The 16,661-nt window shown below is 69.9% G+C and carries 15 protein-coding genes; 12 read left to right on the plus strand and 3 right to left on the minus strand.

Going from position 1 to position 16,661, the window contains the following annotated elements; genetic code table 11:
* The first annotated feature begins 154 nt into the window (after positions 1 to 154).
* Genes AB6V29_RS14615 through AB6V29_RS14625 form a run of 3 tightly spaced genes read left to right on the plus strand, consistent with a single transcriptional unit; the run spans position 155 to position 3,153 of the window.
* On the plus strand, positions 155 to 1,090 hold the full coding sequence (locus AB6V29_RS14615) for an ROK family glucokinase (RefSeq protein ID WP_210076359.1): 936 nt from the start codon (positions 155 to 157) through the stop codon (positions 1,088 to 1,090).
* 2 nt (positions 1,091 to 1,092) lie between these two features.
* Positions 1,093 to 1,806: a 1-acyl-sn-glycerol-3-phosphate acyltransferase gene (locus AB6V29_RS14620; protein WP_210076358.1), complete on the plus strand. Its 714-nt coding sequence runs from the start codon at positions 1,093 to 1,095 to the stop codon at positions 1,804 to 1,806.
* A 9-nt stretch (positions 1,807 to 1,815) separates the two neighbouring features.
* A complete protein-coding gene (locus AB6V29_RS14625) occupies positions 1,816 to 3,153 on the plus strand; it encodes a class II 3-deoxy-7-phosphoheptulonate synthase (RefSeq protein WP_369359525.1) in 1,338 nt (445 codons plus the stop codon).
* A gap of 123 nt (positions 3,154 to 3,276) precedes the next feature.
* On the opposite strand, the gene pknB is transcribed toward AB6V29_RS14625, so the two are convergent.
* Together pknB and AB6V29_RS14635 are read right to left on the minus strand one after the other, a co-directional pair.
* On the minus strand, positions 3,277 to 5,229 hold the full coding sequence (gene pknB / locus AB6V29_RS14630) for a Stk1 family PASTA domain-containing Ser/Thr kinase (protein WP_267786727.1): 1,953 nt from the start codon (positions 5,227 to 5,229) through the stop codon (positions 3,277 to 3,279).
* A gap of 67 nt (positions 5,230 to 5,296) precedes the next feature.
* A complete protein-coding gene (locus AB6V29_RS14635) occupies positions 5,297 to 6,283 on the minus strand; it encodes a LysM peptidoglycan-binding domain-containing protein (RefSeq protein WP_369359528.1) in 987 nt (328 codons plus the stop codon).
* 147 nt (positions 6,284 to 6,430) lie between these two features.
* On the opposite strand from AB6V29_RS14635, the gene AB6V29_RS14640 reads away from it, so the two are divergent.
* The gene (locus AB6V29_RS14640; RefSeq protein ID WP_324289885.1) at positions 6,431 to 6,775 is read left to right on the plus strand and encodes an Rv2175c family DNA-binding protein; all 345 of its coding nucleotides are present in this window, start codon (positions 6,431 to 6,433) and stop codon (positions 6,773 to 6,775) included.
* 12 nt (positions 6,776 to 6,787) lie between these two features.
* Here the strand turns inward: AB6V29_RS14640 and AB6V29_RS14645 are convergent, their stop codons facing one another.
* Complete coding sequence (locus AB6V29_RS14645; protein WP_369359530.1) at positions 6,788 to 7,879, minus strand: polyprenyl synthetase family protein; 1,092 nt, start codon at positions 7,877 to 7,879, stop codon at positions 6,788 to 6,790.
* Positions 7,880 to 7,943: 64 nt separating this feature from the next.
* Between AB6V29_RS14645 and AB6V29_RS14650 the strand changes: the two genes are divergently transcribed.
* From AB6V29_RS14650 to murD, 8 genes are all read left to right on the plus strand, one after another.
* A complete protein-coding gene (locus AB6V29_RS14650; RefSeq protein WP_210076348.1) occupies positions 7,944 to 8,321 on the plus strand; it encodes a DUF3040 domain-containing protein in 378 nt (125 codons plus the stop codon).
* A gap of 335 nt (positions 8,322 to 8,656) precedes the next feature.
* A complete protein-coding gene (gene mraZ / locus AB6V29_RS14655) occupies positions 8,657 to 9,088 on the plus strand; it encodes a division/cell wall cluster transcriptional repressor MraZ (RefSeq protein WP_056227713.1) in 432 nt (143 codons plus the stop codon).
* 100 nt (positions 9,089 to 9,188) lie between these two features.
* Positions 9,189 to 10,142 (plus strand): 16S rRNA (cytosine(1402)-N(4))-methyltransferase RsmH, encoded by a 954-nt coding sequence (gene rsmH, locus AB6V29_RS14660; protein ID WP_369359532.1) that lies wholly within the window; start codon positions 9,189 to 9,191, stop codon positions 10,140 to 10,142.
* Positions 10,139 to 10,762 (plus strand): hypothetical protein, encoded by a 624-nt coding sequence (locus tag AB6V29_RS14665; protein WP_267786731.1) that lies wholly within the window; start codon positions 10,139 to 10,141, stop codon positions 10,760 to 10,762. Before rsmH ends, AB6V29_RS14665 begins: the two co-directional genes overlap by 4 nt.
* Before the next feature lie 5 nt (positions 10,763 to 10,767).
* Positions 10,768 to 12,561 (plus strand): peptidoglycan D,D-transpeptidase FtsI family protein, encoded by a 1,794-nt coding sequence (locus tag AB6V29_RS14670; protein WP_369359534.1) that lies wholly within the window; start codon positions 10,768 to 10,770, stop codon positions 12,559 to 12,561.
* A 62-nt stretch (positions 12,562 to 12,623) separates the two neighbouring features.
* The gene (gene murF / locus AB6V29_RS14675) at positions 12,624 to 14,036 is read left to right on the plus strand and encodes a UDP-N-acetylmuramoyl-tripeptide--D-alanyl-D-alanine ligase (protein ID WP_307459868.1); all 1,413 of its coding nucleotides are present in this window, start codon (positions 12,624 to 12,626) and stop codon (positions 14,034 to 14,036) included.
* Positions 14,033 to 15,139: a phospho-N-acetylmuramoyl-pentapeptide-transferase gene (gene mraY / locus AB6V29_RS14680; protein WP_267786734.1), complete on the plus strand. Its 1,107-nt coding sequence runs from the start codon at positions 14,033 to 14,035 to the stop codon at positions 15,137 to 15,139. The genes murF and mraY overlap by 4 nt, the downstream gene beginning before the upstream one ends.
* Positions 15,136 to 16,653 carry a UDP-N-acetylmuramoyl-L-alanine--D-glutamate ligase gene (murD, locus tag AB6V29_RS14685; RefSeq protein ID WP_307461229.1) on the plus strand — a complete coding sequence of 506 codons (1,518 nt, stop codon included), beginning with the start codon at positions 15,136 to 15,138 and terminating at the stop codon, positions 16,651 to 16,653. The genes mraY and murD overlap by 4 nt, the downstream gene beginning before the upstream one ends.
* The last annotated feature ends 8 nt before the right edge of the window (positions 16,654 to 16,661 follow it).

Raw genomic sequence — 16,661 nt, forward strand, 5'->3', positions numbered from 1 at the left:
CCCCCCCCCCCCCCCCCCCCCCCCCCCCCCCCCCCCCCCCCCCCCCCCCCCCCCCCCCCCCCCCCCCCCCCCCCCCCACGGCATCATCGTCGGTTGCACCGGGTGGCTAGACTGCTCCGGGCCGAGCCGCACGGTGGGCCCGGAAGGGAGCGCGGTGCGCAACGTCGGCATCGACATCGGGGGAACGAAGATCGCGGGGGGCGTCGTCGACGACGACGGCACCATCGTCGAGAAGCTTCGTGTCGACACTCCCATCGACCCCGCGGCCCTCGTGGACGCCGTGGTCGACATGGCCGATCACCTGCGCCGCGCCCACGAGATCCACGCGATCGGCGTGGCCGCCGCCGGCTTCATCAGCCGCGACCGCAGCACCGTCATCTACGCGCCGAACATCGACTGGCGTGACGAGCCCCTCCGCGCGCGTCTCGAGCAGCGTCTCGACGCCCCCGTCACGATCGAGAACGACGCGAACGCCGCGGGCTGGGGCGAGTACCGCTTCGGTGCGGGTCGGGGCGTGCGCGACATGGTCATGCTCACGATGGGCACCGGCGTCGGCGGTGCCGTCGTCACCGACGGGGAGCTCTTCCGCGGCGGGCACGGCATCGGCGCCGAACTGGGCCACATGCGCTTCGTGCGCGGCGGTCACCCCTGCGGGTGCGGGCAGAACGGATGCCTCGAGCAGTACGCCTCGGGACGCGCACTGCAGCGCGAGGCCAACGCCATCGCCGACGAGGGTGGCATCGGCGCGGCTCTCGCCGCCGTGCGCGAGGAGCGGGGCGCGATCCCCGGCCCCGCCGTCTCGCGCCTGGTCCTCGCCGGCGATCCGGGGGCGATCGAGGCCCTCCGCCGTGTCGCCACGGCCCTGGGCGAGGCGTGCGGCGGCTTCCAGGCGGTGCTCGACCCCGAGGTCTTCGTGATCGGCGGGGGAGTGGCCCAGCTCGGCGCCGACCTGCTCGAGCCCGTGAAGCTCGCGTACGAGACCTCGCTCCCGGGGTACGGTGAACGTCCGGTCGCCGAGTTCGCGATCGCACGTCTGGGCAACGACGCCGGTCTCATCGGGGTCGCGGACCTCGCCGGGAAGGAGCGCTGACGATGTTCTACTGGCTCATGAAGTACGTGGTGATCGGGCCGGTCATCAAGGCCGTGTTCCGCCCGTGGATGGTGGGCCGGCGCAACATCCCCGCCGACGGCGCGGCGATCCTGGCCAGCAACCACCTGTCGTTCTCCGACTCGATCTTCCTGCCGCTCATGATCGACCGCCGGATGGCGTTCCTCGCCAAGAGCGACTACTTCACGGGCAAGGGTCTCAAGGGCTGGGCCACTCGCATGTTCTTCACCGCGACGGGCCAGCTGCCCATCGACCGGTCGGGCGGCAAGGCCTCCGAGGCCTCTCTCAACACGGGCCTGGGGGTGCTGGGGCGTGGCGAGCTGCTCGGCATCTACCCCGAGGGAACGCGCAGCCCGGATGGCACGTTGTACCGCGGGCGCACGGGCATCGCACGGATGGCTCTCGAGGCGCGCGTCCCGGTCGTGCCCGTGGTCATGGTCGACACCGGCGCCGTCATGCCGATCGGCCAGCGCCTGCCCCGCGTGGGGCGTGTCGGCATCGTGATCGGCGAGCCCCTCGACTTCTCGCGCTTCGAGGGGATGGAGGGCGACCGCTACGTGCTGCGTTCCGTCACCGACGAGATCATGGTGGCGCTCCAGCGTCTCGGCGAGCAGCGGTACGAAGACGTCTACGCCTCGACCGTGAAGGACCGTCTCGCCACGTCACGGGCGGCGAAGGCGCCGGTCTCCCGCCACTAGACTTCAGGGGTGAATCAGCAGCTCCACGACCTCGACCACTGGCGAACCCTGCCCATCAAGCAGCAGCCGCAGTGGTATGACGAGGCCGCTGTGGCCGCGGCATCCGCAGAACTCTCGACCCTCCCGCCTCTGGTCTTCGCCGGTGAGGTCGACAACCTGCGCGAGCGCCTCGCTCGTGCCGCCGCCGGCCAGGCCTTCCTCCTGCAGGGCGGTGACTGCGCCGAGACCTTCGCCGGTGCCACCGCCGAGCAGATCCGCAACCGCATCAAGACGGTGCTCCAGATGGCCGTCGTCCTGACCTATGGCGCCTCTATGCCCGTGGTCAAGATGGGCCGCATGGCGGGTCAGTTCGCCAAGCCGCGCTCGAGCGATGTCGAGACGCGTGGTGACGTGACGCTGCCGGCCTACCGCGGCGACATCGTGAACGGTTACGACTTCACCGAGGAGTCGCGCAAGGCCGACCCCGCGCGTCTGCTCAAGGGCTACCACACGGCCGTGTCGACCCTGAACCTCATCCGCGCCTTCACGCAGGGCGGCTTCGCCGACCTCCGTGAGGTGCACAGCTGGAACAAGGGTTTCGCGAGCACCCCGGCCAATCAGGCCTACGAGAGCATGGCGACCGAGATCGACCGGGCCATCAAGTTCATGGAGGCCGCCGGGGCGGACTTCGACGAGCTCACCCGTGTCGAGTTCTACACCGGCCACGAGGGCCTGCTCATGGACTACGAGCGCCCCATGACGCGCATCGACTCGCGCACGGGCCAGCCGTACAACACCTCGTCGCATTTCCAGTGGATCGGCGAGCGCACCCGCGAGCTCGACGGCGCTCACGTCGACTACTTCTCGAAGATCCGCAACCCCATCGGTGTCAAGCTCGGCCCCACCACGACGACCGACACCGCGCTGGCGCTGATCGACAAGCTCGACCCCGAGCGCGAGCCGGGTCGCTTGACCTTCATCACCCGCATGGGGTCGGGCAAGATCCGCGACGCCCTGCCGCCGTTGCTCGAGTCCGTCCGCGACTCGGGCGCCACCCCGCTCTGGGTCACCGACCCGATGCACGGCAATGGCATCACCACCCCCACCGGCTACAAGACGCGCCGGTTCGACGACGTCGTGGACGAGGTGCGCGGCTTCTTCGAGGCGCACCGCTCGGTGGGCACGCACCCCGGCGGCATCCACGTCGAGCTCACCGGCGACGATGTCACCGAGTGCCTGGGCGGCTCGGAGCAGATCGACGAGGCGACTCTCGCTACGCGTTACGAGAGCCTGTGCGACCCGCGTCTGAACCACCGCCAGAGCCTCGAGCTGGCCTTCCTCGTGGCCGAGGAGCTCGAGAAGCGCTGACTCTCTCGTGAATCAGACGACGCCCCCGGCCTTCAGGTCGGGGGCGTCGTCGTTCGTGAGGTCGCGGTCAGGACGCGAAGGTGATCGCAGCGAGCGGCTCGACGATCTCTTCGGCGGCGATGCCTACAACGTCGGCGTCAGCGTGATCGTCGATCCCTGCGGAGCGGTCGTCCCGGCCTTGGGGTTCGTGGCGCGAACCTTGTAGATGTCCCAGTACTTGAAGCCGAGGGGCAGGGTGCCGTCGTCGATACCCGCGTTGACCTGGAATCCGAGCGCTTCGAGGGTCTTCACGGCATCCCGGATGGACATCCCCACCACGTTGCCGGGGATCTCGACGGGCTTCGGCCCGATCGACACGCGCAGGGGGACCGTGTCACCGGGGCGCCAGTTGCCGCCGCCGTCGCGCTGGCCCATGGAGATGACGTTGCCGGATGCCACGGAGTTGCTGTAATCCTCGGTCACCGAGGACTTCAGCCCGACGCCGTCGAGGGCGCGCTGGGCTTGCGAGCGCGAGTCTCCGGTGACGTCGGGGATCGGGCCGAGAGAGACGACGAGCGAGGCCGCGTCACCCTCGTAGACGGTGCATCCCTGCGTGCAGTCGATCGCGTCGCCGCCCGAGCGGGGGATGACCGAGGCGCCCAGGACCGTTCCGTCGGCGGGGTCGGCGAACTGGCGCTCGGGGTCGCCCGCGACGCCGACGAAGGCCTGCTCGAGGATCGCGCGCACCTCGTCCGCGCTCTTGCCGGCGAGGGCCGGGATCTGATGGGTCGCCGGTCCGATCGAGACGAAGACGGTGACGACGGTCTCTTTGTCGAGCCGTTCGCCGGGGGCGGGGTCGGACCCCACCGTCGTGCCGGAGGGGATCTCTCGATCCGTGACCTCTTGCGCCTGCGCCTGCAGCTGCTGCTGCGTCAACAGGGCTTGGGCGTCGGCGAAGCTCCGCCCCGAGACGTCGGGGACGGCGACGAGCGAGCCCGGCCCCGACCCGAAGTACCAGCCGGTGAATCCGGCGCCGCCGGCGAGCAGCAGCACGAGCACGAGGAGCCAGGCCCCGCGCGCCGTGCGTCGACGCGTGCGGGTGCGCAGACGCGCGGCGTTGTCGGGCTCATCGATGGTGGCGGAGGGGAGGGATGCCGTCTGGGGAAGGACCTTGGTCAGCTCGCGGGACTCCGCTGCGGAGGCCGGGCCCGTCGTGCCCACCGACACGGCGCGAGCGACCTGGGGGGCGAGGCCGAGCTCTTTCTCGATCGCACGCAGCCGCTCGAGCATCGCACCGGCGTCGAGGGGGCGATCGCCCGGCTCGCGCTCGGTCGACCACAGCACGAGCTCGTCGAGTTGCTCCGGAACGCCGGGATTCTTGGCGCTGGGGCGCGGGACGGAGTCGGTGGCGTGCTGATAGGCGATCTGCATCGGCTGCTCGCCCTTGTAGGGCTGCTCGCCGACGAGCATCTCGTAGAGCATGATTCCGAGCGAGTAGATGTCGCTGCGGGCGTCCGCGGTGCCGCGGGTGACGAGTTCGGGCGCCAGGTACGCGATCGTGCCCATGAGCTGGGCGCCGCTCGCGGTGTTCGCGGTCGTCGCGCGCGCCAGACCGAAGTCGCCGATCTTGATGCGGCCGTCCTCGGCGAGCAGCACGTTCTCGGGCTTGACGTCGCGGTGGACGATCCCGGCCCGGTGCGCTGCCGCGAGCCCCGACAGGATGGCATCCATGATCGTGAGGGTCTGATCGATCGTGAGGCGCCGATGCTCGCGCAGCAGCTCGCGCAGGGTGATGCCCGGGAGGTATTCCATCACCAGGTAGGCCATCTCGCCGTCCTGGCCCTGGTCGAACACGTTCACGACGTGCGGGTCGCTCAGGCGGGCGGCCGAGCGGGCCTCCTGGATGAAGCGGCTCTGGAACACGGTGTCGTCGCTGAGGTGGCCGTGCATGACCTTCAGCGCGACGCGGCGCTCGAGGCGCAGGTCGGTCGCCACGTACACGGTCGCCATCCCGCCGCGCGCGATACGCGCGCGGACCCGGTATCGGCCGTCGACGAGACGGCCGATCAGCGGGTCTGCCTGCTGACTCGTGCTCACAGGTCGAGTCTACGGAGCGCCCCCTGTGAGGCCGGGGAGCGGCTCACCCTCACCTCGGACGAGAAGATCAGCCGAGAACGGAGAGCCACGTGGTGGCGGGTTGCTCCCACTGGGCGTACCGGTCCGGGTAGGCCGAGATCTGCACGGCCTGAGCGGCGTCGGCGTACGACAGCTGGTCCCACCCGGGGATGTCGAGCAGGCCGCGGGTCGCGGAGCCGTTGGGGTCGGCCGCTCCGCCGTAGAACACGCGGGTGGACCGCTCTCGGTCGAGGATCTGATCCGGGGTGCCCCAGCCGGTGCTGGGGCGCTGCTGGAACAGGCCGAGCGAGTCGCGGTCGCCCCAATCGAGGTTGCGCAGCCACGACTCCTGCATCGCGGTGCCCAGGGCGATGAGTATTCCGCGATCCGAGACGCCGAGTTCTCGTCCGATGCGGATGATCAGGCGTGCGTTCTCGGACTGCTCGGCATCCAGCCCGGGGGCGGTGGCGGGGGCCACGGCCGCGGGTGCGGGTGCGGGGGATCCCGACGGGATCTGCAATACGTCGCCCGGGTAGATGATCGAGGCGCGCGTGAGGGCGTTCGCGCTGAGCACGGCGTCGAGCGAGACGCCGTTGGCGCGGGCGATGGCCGAGACGGTGTCGCCCGGGCGGACCTCGTGCGACCGGGGCGCGGCTTCGGGAGCGGCGGGAGCCGGGGGAGCGGGCGTCGCCGCGGGGGTGAGTGCGAGAACCTGGCCGGGTCGGATGAGGCTGTCGGGTGTCAGGCCGTTGGCCGCCAGGACCGCCGCGGTGTCGAGACCATGAGCCCGAGCGATGCCCCACACCGTGTCGCCTGACTTGACGGTGTAGGTGGTGGGGGCGGTGACGGCCGCGATTGCCGGCACCCCGATACCGCGGGGGGCGGGAGGCAGGACCGTGAGGGCAGGCTCGGGGGGCGCGGCGTGAGCGGCGTGCTCGGCGGCGAGGGTCAGGGCGATCGAGCCGGCCACAGCGGCCGGCCAGATGGCGACCGCGCGGCGTCGCGAGGGCAGGGGGGACAGCGTGAGTCGTCGCATGGTGGGGGGATTCCGTTCGTTCGACTGCCCGACACGCTGGCATGCCTCGGGGCTGATGTCAACGAAAGTGACGGTTGTGACGCATGTGACTCGTGTGCAGATGGACCGCGGGGCGGTCCGGGGCGGCGGAAATGAGAGGATGGGCGAGTGAGTGAGACTTCCCGTTACGAGACCGCGTGGCTGACCATTCCCGACCTGGTCGAGATGCTCGACGAGTCGCTCGGCCGCGTCCGCCGCCTGTTCGACGAGCATTACCTCGTCGGCTCGCGCCGCGAAGGCGTGTTCAAGGTGCCGGCGGTCTTCATCGTGGACGGGCGCCCGCTGGCGTCGCTGCGCGGCACGATCATCGTTCTGCACGATGCCGGGTTCGACGCCGACGAGACCATCGATTGGCTCCTGACTCCGGAAGAGAGCATCGGCATGGCACCCATCGAGGCTCTGCTCGCCGGGCGCAAGAGCGAGGTCCGCCGAGTCGCCGCGACCCTCGCCTGAGACGTTCCGGCCTCAGGCCGTTCGTTCGGTGGCGGCACGCGCGAGAGCGCGGAGGTCCTCGAGTGCGGCCGTGTCGACCTCGGCGTCGGCGAGAGCGAGATCGGCTCGCCGCGAGTAGTCGGCGATGAGGTCCTCCGTGCGTTCGAGCGCTCTCGTGTCGAGGATCGTCTGCTGCAGCGCCGCGATCTGCGCCCCATCCAGAGCGGGGTCGCCCAGGAGGGCGTCGAAGCCCTCGCGTCGCTGAGGTGACAGACTCTCACGGGCGTAGGCGACCAGCACCGTGCGCTTTCCCTCGCGCAGGTCGTCACCGACCGGCTTTCCGGTGACCGCGCTGTCGCCGAAGACCCCCAGCACGTCGTCGCGCAGCTGGAACGCCATGCCGACGTCGTGACCGAAGCGCCCGAGGGCGTCGAGCTGCGCCTCGTCGGCGCCGGCGAGAGCCGCGCCGATCTGGAGGGGCTGCTGGATGCTGTAGCGCGCCGACTTGTACGAGGCGATGCGCAGCGCCCGCTCCGCATGGGCGTCGTCGGGGTAGACGGTGTAGGCGGACTCCTCGGCGACGTCGAGGAACTGGCCGATCGTCACGTCGCGGCGCATCCGCGCGTAGGCGCGACGGGTCGGGGCGGCATGGCGGTGGCCCTTCAGACCCTCCTCGAGCAGATCGTCGCTCCACGCGACCAGCAGGTCGCCGAGGAGAATCGCTCCGGATCGGCCGAACGCGTCGGAGTCGCCGGCCCAGTCGGCATCCTGATGCGCTTTCTGCAACGCGCGGTGGGCCGCGGGCTGACCTCGGCGCGTGTCGCTGTTGTCGACGAGGTCGTCGTGGACGAGGGCTGCGGCATGGAAGATCTCGAGGGAGGTGGCCACGGCCAGCGCCGACTCGTCGAATGCGGAGGAGGGCGGGGCGTCGAGCGCGCGAACCGCACTCCACCCGGCGAGGCAGAAGCGGGCCCGCAGACGCTTTCCGCCCTGGAGGGCGGAAGCCCCCGATCGGGTGAACGCCTCCGCCTCCGGGCCCAGTGCAGAGGCGTACGATAGCTGTTCGGAGAGGAACTTGTCGAGTCGCTGGGAAACAGCTTCGATCGGTTCCGGGGAGGTCGCCACGGGCCTAGCCTAGTGATCCACGCCGCGCGTAGAATCGTCCACAACGAACAACAAAGGGGGATGCATGCCACTGTCAGAGCAGGAGCAGCGTCTACTGGACGAGATGGAGCGCCATCTCATGAGCAACGACACCGATGTGGTGTCTGCCCCCAGTCGTGCCCTCAGCTACCGCAACATCGTCCTCGGTTCCATCCTCGTGCTGGCCGGTCTCGGCGCTCTCGTCGCGGGCGTGTCGATCGGGTTCAACACCGGTTTCGTCGGCATCGCCGTGGGCGTCGTCGGATTCCTCCTCATGGTCGGCGGGGTCGTCTTCGCCGTCACCCCGACGCGCGGCGCCGCTCAGGCCGCACCCGCCGCGAAGCCCCGACCGGCTCGCGCCTCCGGTTCGTCCTTCATGGATCGCATGAACGAACGCTGGGACCGCCGCCACGACGGACCCTAAGCCCGACACCCACTTCTTCAGCACCGGCTCTTCGGAGCCGGTGCTTTTTCGTGCGCCCGGGGGCCTGTCCGCGACGGAATAGCGCCGTGGAGGGGAAGAGGGGCGAGATAAGGCCTCGAATCGCTCCCTTTTCCTCCACTCGAGCTGTCTTCGGGGGTGATTGTCGCGGTTCGGTGGCGGAAACACGCGGAGTCCGACGCGATCCGTCGGGGCGGTCGATCACAGTACACGGCTGTGCTTGCGCACAGAAGCCCCGGAATTTGATAGCAAAGTGGAGGGCGGTGGAGTAAAGTGGGGGAAACTTCGCAGGCCGGACGAAGGGGGTGGACGCCCGAATGCTGCTCGGAACGCACACACCCAAGCTCGACGACAAGGGTCGGGTCATCCTGCCGGCGAAGTTCCGTGACGATCTCGGCGCCGGAGTGGTGATCACGCGCGGGCAGGACCGCTGCCTCTACGTGTTCAGCACCGAGGAGTTCGAGCGCGTGCACGAGCGGATCCGCGAGGCCCCGCTCAGCAACAAGCAGGCCCGCGACTTCCTGCGCATGTTCCTCTCGGGGGCCAGCGCCGAGAAGCCCGACAGTCAGAACCGCATCACCGTCCCGCCCGCCTTGCGTACCTACGCGGGGCTCGGTCGCGAACTCGTCGTCACCGGCGTCGGAGCACACGCCGAGATCTGGGACGCCGAGGCGTGGAACTCCTACGCGGAGAGCAACGAAGAAACGTACGCCGAGATGGAACAGGAGGTGATCCCGGGACTCTTCTGACCCTTCGGCTGTGATGCCCAGCCGCTCGCCCTGACGCACTTCCCCGGCGCCAGGTCGACGCGGATGGGGATCAGAGTCCGAAGGTTCCGCCCGACACATCATGGACATCCGCGACATCCACACCCCCGTCCTGCTCGAGCGCTGCGCCGAGCTGCTGGGCCCTGCGCTCCACAAGCCCGGCTCGGTGTTCGTCGACGGAACGCTCGGTATGGGCGGCCACTCCGAGGCGTTCCTCGAACGCTTCCCCGAGACCCGTCTCATCGGCCTCGACCGCGACACCGACGCCCTTCGCATCGCGGGGGAGCGTCTCGCGCGTTTCGGCGACCGCGTGACCCTGGTGCACACCGTCTACGACGGGATCGCCGAGGCCGTGGCCTCTGCCGGTGTCGCTAAGGTCGACGGCATCCTGTTCGACCTCGGTGTGTCGTCGCTCCAGCTCGACGTCGCCGACCGCGGCTTCGCCTACGCCCAGGACGCGCCGCTCGACATGCGCATGGACCAGACCACCGGCGTGACGGCCGCGGAGGTGCTGGCGACGTACGGCGAGGGCGATCTGCGCCGCATCTTCGAGCGCTACGGCGAAGAGAAGCTCGCCGGTCGCTACGCCCGCGCGATCATCGCCGCCCGCGCCGAGGCGCCGCTCGAGCGCTCCGGCCAGCTGGTCGACGTCCTGCAGGCGGCCACTCCCGCCGCGGTGCTGCGCGAGCGTCACCCGGCCAAACGCGTCTTCCAGGCCCTGCGCATCGAGGTCAACGCCGAACTGTCGGTGCTCGAGCGAACGATCCCGGCCGCGCTGAGCGTGCTCGGTGTCGGCGGGCGCATCGTCGTGCTGTCGTATCAGTCGCTCGAGGACCGGTTGGTCAAGCGCGTCTTCGCCGACGCGTCGACGTCCACGGCTCCGCGCGGACTGCCCGTGGAGCTGCCCGAGCACGCGCCGAAGTTCCGGCTCCTCGTTCGCGGCGCGGAGCTGGCGGGCGACGAAGAGCGCGCTGTCAATCCCCGTGCCACCCCCGTGCGTCTGCGCGCGGCCGAGAGAATCCAGGAGGACGCATGAGTGCACCCCAGGCCATCGATGCGGCCTTCCTGCCCGACTTCCCGACGCCCGTTCGCGAGCGCCGGCTCACCGTCGTGCCCGCGACCGCGCGTCGTCGGGCCCCGCGGCGCCTGTTCGGCGTCATCGCCGTGCTCGGCGCGCTGGCGATCGTGCTGGTGCAGATGGGGCTCGGCATCCTGACGACCCAGAGCTCCTTCGAGATCTCGTCGCTCACCCAGCAGCAGCGCGATCTGACCTACCAGAAGCAGATCCTCTCCGACGAGAGCGCGGGACTCAGCTCGCCGCAGTACCTCGCGGCCAACGCCGCGGCGCTCGGCATGGTCATCGACGAGTCGCCGACGTACCTGCGCCTCAGCGACGGTGCCGTGATCGGCTCCGACAAGCCCGCCGACACCGCCTCCTCGGTGGACGCCAAGGGCCGCGGCTCGGTCGGCAACGCCCTGATCTCGGGTGTCCCGCTGGTGACCGACCCGGCGGCATCCACCACCGAGAACGGCACGGCCACTCCCGCGCCCGCGGCACCTGGGTCGCCCTCGCCGACCGAGGCCGCCGCCCCGACCGCCCAATCCGCGACACCCCCGCCGATCAGCGACGGTCTGCCGACTCCCGCGACACGATGAGAGCCATGACGACGACAACCTCCCGTTCCCCGCGGCGTCGCACCGTCGTCGCCCTCGCGGTCGTCCTGATCGTGATCATCGCCTTCGTCGTCCGCTTGGTCGACATCCAGGTCGTCAACGCCCGAGACCACGTGGACGACTCGCTCTCGATGGGTCTGCAGAACTCCCGCATCGAGTACGCCTCGCGCGGATCGATCGTCGACGACAACGGGGTGCCCCTGGCCACCAGCGTGAATCGCTACGACGTGCAGATCGACCCGATGCTCGCCGCGAAGGGCGTGACCACGCGCGACGACGACGGCAACGAGACCACGACGGCCTGGCCCGACCTGGCGGCCCAGATCGCCGGTGTCACCGGCCAGGACGCCGCCGACGTGCAGAAGATCGTCCAGGATGCCGTGGCCGACAACCCCGAGTCGCGTTACGCGATGATCGCGAAGAACGTCTCGACCGAGCAGTACCGAGCCCTCGTGGCCCTGGGGCTGCCGTTCCTCAGCTTCCCGCCGCAGGCCGGTCGTATGTATCCCGACGGGGCGGTGGCGGGGAACCTGCTGGGCTTCGTCGGCAGCGACGGTCAGGCCCTCGCCGGCCTCGAGGCGGCCGACAACGAATGCCTCGCCTCGACCAACGGCAAGGTCGTCTTCCAGCAGAGCCGCGACGGCGTGGTGCTCCCGGGCACCGAGGTCGTCACTCAGCCCGCCGTCGACGGCGGCACCCTCAAGCTCACGATCGACCGCGACCTGCAGTGGTACCTGCAACAGCTCATCGCCGAGCAGGTGCAGAACACCGGGTCGTTGCGCGGCACCATCACCGTGGTCGAGGCCAAGACCGGCAAGATCCGGGCCCTCGCCGAGTACCCGACGGTCGACCCCAACGACCCCACCGCCACGGCCCCCGAGGACCGCGGCAGCCGCGCGTTCTCGAGCCCGTTCGAGCCCGGCTCGACGTTCAAGGCCCTCACGACGGCGATCGGCCTGGACAGCGGCTCGTACACGCCGCAGACGACGGTCACGGCCTCGGGGCGCGAGGTGCTGGACGGCGACGCGCGCGTCTCCGACGCGTTCTCGCACGGCCCGAACGTCTACACCCCCACCGGCGTCCTCATCGACTCCTCGAACGTGGGTATCTCCAAGTTCGCCGAGATGATCCCCGCGCAGACGCGCTTCGACTACCTGCAGAAGTTCGGCATGGGAACGACGAGCGCGATCGACTTCCCGGGTGAGTCGGGCGGCATCCTGCACCCCGTCCAGGACTGGGACAAGCAGACCTTCTTCAACACGGCTTTCGGTCAGGGCCTGTCGGTCACCGTGCCCCAGCTCGTGGGCGCGTACCAGACCATCGCCAACGGCGGCGTGAAGAAGCCGCTGTCGATCGTCGAGGGCTGCACCGCGGCCGACGGCACCGTCACCGACGTCCCCTCGACCGAGGGCACCCAGGTCATCTCGACCGACACGGCGAAGGAGGTCTCGCTCATGCTCGAGAACGTCGCCACGCAGGGCGAGCTCGCCTCGAAGATCGCCATTCCCGGCTACCGCATCGCGATCAAGACCGGTACGGGTGAGAAAGTCGACGAGAACACGGGTGCCTACAAGCCCGACGCGTACTTCACCACGATGATCGGTTTCGCCCCCGCCGACGACCCGCAGTACGTCGTCGCGGTCAACCTGGATGAGCCGCGGACGGTAAAATCGTCGGCGGCCACCGCCCCCGCGTTCCAGAAGGCCCTCACCCAGGTTCTCAAGTCCTACCGGGTGATCCCGTCCGGAACCACGACCCCCGAACTGCCCAAGTTCGGCTGAGAAAGGGCCCACGTCGGTCTCGTCTCGGTAACGAATGCGACCGGAAAGGGCGTCCCACAGCAATGATCTCCCTCAGCCTCTCCCACCTCGCCGACGTGCTCGGCGGGCGCCTCGTCGTCCGCGGCGACGACACTGCCGACACCCTCGTCTCGGGGCTCGTCGACACCGACTCGCGCCTGATCGAGCCCGGCGGCATCTTCGTCGCCAAGCCCGGTGAGACCACCGACGGCCACCTCTTCGTCGGCACGGCCGTCGAGCGGGGCGCGGCCCTCGCGATCGTCGAACGCGAGCTCGACGACGCGGTGAGCCAGATCGTCGTCCCGGATGCCGTGGCCGCCCTCGGCGACCTGGCTCGGGACGTGGTGGCCCGAGTCCGCGAGACGGGCGCGCTCAAGATCGTCGGCATCACGGGGTCGAACGGCAAGACGACCACGAAGAACCTCCTCGCCCGCATCCTCGAGGACGAGGGAGAGACGGTGTCACCGCGCGCCTCGTTCAACAACGAGGTCGGCGCCCCGCTGACGATGCTGCGCGTCACCGAGAACACGCGCTACCTCGTGAGCGAGTTCGGAGCCAGCGCCCCGGGCGCCATCGCCCACCTCGCGGGTCTGGTCACCCCCGACATCGGAGTCGTGCTGATGGTCGGCATGGCGCACGCCGGCGGGTTCGGCGGCATCGAGTCGACGTTCCACGCCAAGAGCGAGTTGGTGAAGGCCACCCGCGAAGGCGGCCTCGCCGTCCTCAATGCCGACGATCCGCGCGTGGCCGCGATGGAGCCGATCGCGCGCGAGCGCGGGCAGGACGTGCGGTGGTTCGGTCGGGGCGAGCGGGCCGAGGTGCGCGCCGTCGACGTGGAGGTCTCGGCATCCGGGACCCGCGCCGATCTGGTGATCGACGGAGAACCCTTCACCCTCACCCTGCGCGTGCTCGGTGAGCACCACGTGATGAACGCCCTCGCGGCCCTCGCCGCGGCCACCGCGCTCGGAGTGCCGGCAGCCCACGCGATCGCCCGTCTCGAGACCGTCGAGATCGCGGAGCGCTGGCGGATGCAGCCGCTGGGTTCCGATCGCGTGCGCATCATCAACGACGCGTACAACGCCAGCCCCGACTCCATGGCCGCGGCCCTTCGCACCCTCGCCCAGATCACCGGTCCCGAGGAGCGAACGGTCGCCGTCCTGGGCGCGATGAGCGAGCTGGGCGAGTACGCCGACGAGGAGCACGACCGTGTGGGACTGCTGGCCGTGCGCCTGCGCATTCAGCGGATCGTCGTGATCGGACCCGAGGCGCGCCGCATGTACCTCGAGGCCATCGCCCAGGGCTCCTGGGACGGCGAGGCCGTCTTCTTCGCCGACGCCGATGCGGCCTACGACTACCTCTCGACCGAACTGCGCGACGGTGATCGCGTGCTGGTGAAGTCGTCGAACTCGGCGGGGCTCCGGCACCTCGGCGACCGTCTGGGAGACTTGTTCGCGTGAGATCACTTCTGACGTCGGCTGCGATCTCGCTCGCCTTCACCCTCTTCCTCACCCCGGTCTTCCTCCGGTGGTTCCGCAAGTGGGGCTGGGGCCAGGTCATCCGCACCCCCGAGAACGTGCACAACCCCTCGCACGGGGCCAAGCGCGGCACTCCCACCATGGGTGGCACGATCTTCATCCTCGGGACGATGGTCGGGTACTTCATCGGTTCGTACGCCGGTAACAACCCGCCCACGGTCTCGGGCCTGCTCGTGCTGTGGCTCATGCTCGGCTTCGGTGTGGTCGGCTTCATCGACGACTACATGAAGATCCGCCAGCAGCGCAGCCTCGGACTCTCCGGCTGGCGCAAGATCGCCGGTCAGGTGATCGTGGTCGTGCCCTTCGCGATCGTGGCGTTGAACTTCCCGAACACGGTCGGACAGACCGCCGCCTCGGGCTACGTCTCCGTGTTCCGCGACATCCAGCTGCTGTCGTTCTTCGCGCTCGGGCCGATCCTCGGATGGCTGCTCTACCTCGCGTGGATCTCGCTCATCGGAACCGCGACCTCCAACTCGGTCAACGTCGCCGACGGTCTCGACGGCCTCGCCGCGGGCTCGGGCATCTTCGTGGTCGGCGCGTACAGCCTCATGGCCTTCTGGCAGAACAAGCAGGTCTGCGCCGACGTGCTCGACCCCACCGTGCAGGCCGGGTGTTACGCCGTACGCGACCCCTTCGACCTCGCCATCGTCGGTGCCTCGTTCGTGGGAGCCCTCGTCGGCTTCCTCTGGTGGAACGCGCCCAAGGCGAAGGTCTTCATGGGGGACTGCGGCTCGATGGCGATCGGCGGCGTGATCGCCGCCCTGGCGATCTTCACCCGCACCGAGCTCCTGCTCATCCTCATCGCGGGCGTCTACGTGATCGCGTCGGGCTCGGTCATCCTGCAGCGGGCCTACTTCAAGATCACCCGGGGCAAGCGCCTCTTCCTCATGAGCCCGCTGCACCACCACCTCGAGATGCGCGGGTGGCCCGAGGTCACCATCGTCGTGCGCATGTGGATCATCGCCGGGCTCCTGGCCGTCTCGGGCATCGGATTCTTCTACGTCGAATGGCTGTCACGCGTATGACCGACCTCTCCACCCTCACCAGCTGGCACGCCGACTGGAAGGGGCTGCGCGTCGTCGTCCTCGGTCTCTCGGTGACCGGTTTCTCCGTCGCCGACACCCTCGCCGAGCTCGGCGCCGAGGTGCTCGTGGTGACCGAGCGGGCGGATGCCGAGTACTCCCGCCTCCTCCCGGTGCTGGGCGTGAATCTGCATGAGGGCCCGCTCGAGACCGTGCCCGCCGAGATGGCCGACTTTGCACCCGAGGTGGTCGTGGCGTCCCCGGGCTTCCCCCCGCACCACCCGGTGATCGCGTGGACGCGGGAGCGGGGCATCGCGCTGTGGGGCGACGTCGAACTCGCGTGGCGCGTGCGCGACAAGGTCGTGCGGGCCGACGGGCGCCCCGCCGACTGGGTGCTGATCACCGGCACGAACGGCAAGACCACCACGACGCGCCTGACCGCCGAGATGCTCATGACCGCGGGCCAGCGGGCGGTTCCGGTGGGCAACATCGGAACCCCCGTGCTCGACGCGGTGCGCGACCCGAGCGGCTTCGACGTCTTCGTCGTCGAGCTCTCGAGCCACCAGCTCTGGTACCTGAACCTGCAGACCGGCTCCGACGCGCTGTCGCCGCACTCCTCGGTGTGCCTCAACCTCGCGGACGACCACCTCGAGTGGCACGGCGGTGCTGACGCGTACCGGTCGGCGAAAGCCGGCGTCTACGCTCGTACGCGGGTGGCCTGCGTCTACAACAAGGCGGACGTCGCCACCCGCGAGATGGTCGAGGACGCCGAGGTGATCGAGGGCGCTCGCGCCATCGGCTTCGACCTCGGTGTCCCCGGCCCCAGCGACCTGGGCGTGGTCGACGGCATCCTCGTCGATCGGGCGTTCCTCGAGGAACGTGCCACCTCCGCTCTCGAACTCACGACGGTGGCCGACCTCGCCGAGCGGGGGCTCGCGGCCCCCCACATGGTCGCCAACATCCTCGCCGCCTCGGCGCTCGCGCGTTCCCTCGGCGCGAGCCCCGCGCACATCCACGACACGCTCGAGCGCTTCCGCCTCGACCCGCACCGCATCCAGGTCGTCGGAGTCCACCGGGGGGTGACCTGGGTCGACGATTCCAAGGCGACGAACCCCCACGCGGCGGCCTCGTCGCTCGCGGCCTATCCCGGCGCCGTCTGGGTGGTCGGGGGGCTCCTCAAGGGCGTCGACCTCGGCGACCTCGTCCGTGCTCGTGGCGCGTCGGTGCGAGCGGTCGTCGTGATCGGCACCGAGCGCGACGAGATCGTGACGGCGTTCGAGCGACACGCCCCGGCGGTGCCGCTGTTCGAGGTCGACCACGCCGAGACTGAAGACGTCATGGCCCGGGTCGTCGAACTGGCGGCGGGTGTGGCCCGGGATGGAGACACCGTTCTCCTGGCTCCCGCGGCGGCATCCTTCGATCAGTTCGCGTCCTACTCCGACCGCGGCGACCGTTTCGCCGAAGCGGTGCAGGTGTGGATCGCGGGCCACGACGGAGATTCTCGACCGCACGACTGAGGGGACTC

Source organism: Microbacterium sp. 20-116, from assembly GCF_041079415.1.
Lineage (GTDB): Bacteria > Actinomycetota > Actinomycetes > Actinomycetales > Microbacteriaceae > Microbacterium.

Excerpts from the sequence above, each read along its gene's own strand:
- AB6V29_RS14620 (WP_210076358.1), top strand. The coding sequence starts at position 1,093 with ATGTTCTACTGGCTCATGAAGTACGTGGTGATCGGGCCGGTCATCAAG.
- AB6V29_RS14650 (WP_210076348.1), top strand. The coding sequence starts at position 7,944 with ATGCCACTGTCAGAGCAGGAGCAGCGTCTACTGGACGAGATGGAGCGC.
- AB6V29_RS14670 (WP_369359534.1), top strand. The coding sequence starts at position 10,768 with ATGACGACGACAACCTCCCGTTCCCCGCGGCGTCGCACCGTCGTCGCC.
- murD (WP_307461229.1), top strand. The coding sequence starts at position 15,136 with ATGACCGACCTCTCCACCCTCACCAGCTGGCACGCCGACTGGAAGGGG.
- AB6V29_RS14635 (WP_369359528.1), bottom strand. The coding sequence starts at position 6,283 with ATGCGACGACTCACGCTGTCCCCCCTGCCCTCGCGACGCCGCGCGGTC.
- rsmH (WP_369359532.1), top strand. The coding sequence starts at position 9,189 with ATGGACATCCGCGACATCCACACCCCCGTCCTGCTCGAGCGCTGCGCC.
- murF (WP_307459868.1), top strand. The coding sequence starts at position 12,624 with ATGATCTCCCTCAGCCTCTCCCACCTCGCCGACGTGCTCGGCGGGCGC.
- AB6V29_RS14665 (WP_267786731.1), top strand. The coding sequence starts at position 10,139 with ATGAGTGCACCCCAGGCCATCGATGCGGCCTTCCTGCCCGACTTCCCG.
- mraZ (WP_056227713.1), top strand. The coding sequence starts at position 8,657 with ATGCTGCTCGGAACGCACACACCCAAGCTCGACGACAAGGGTCGGGTC.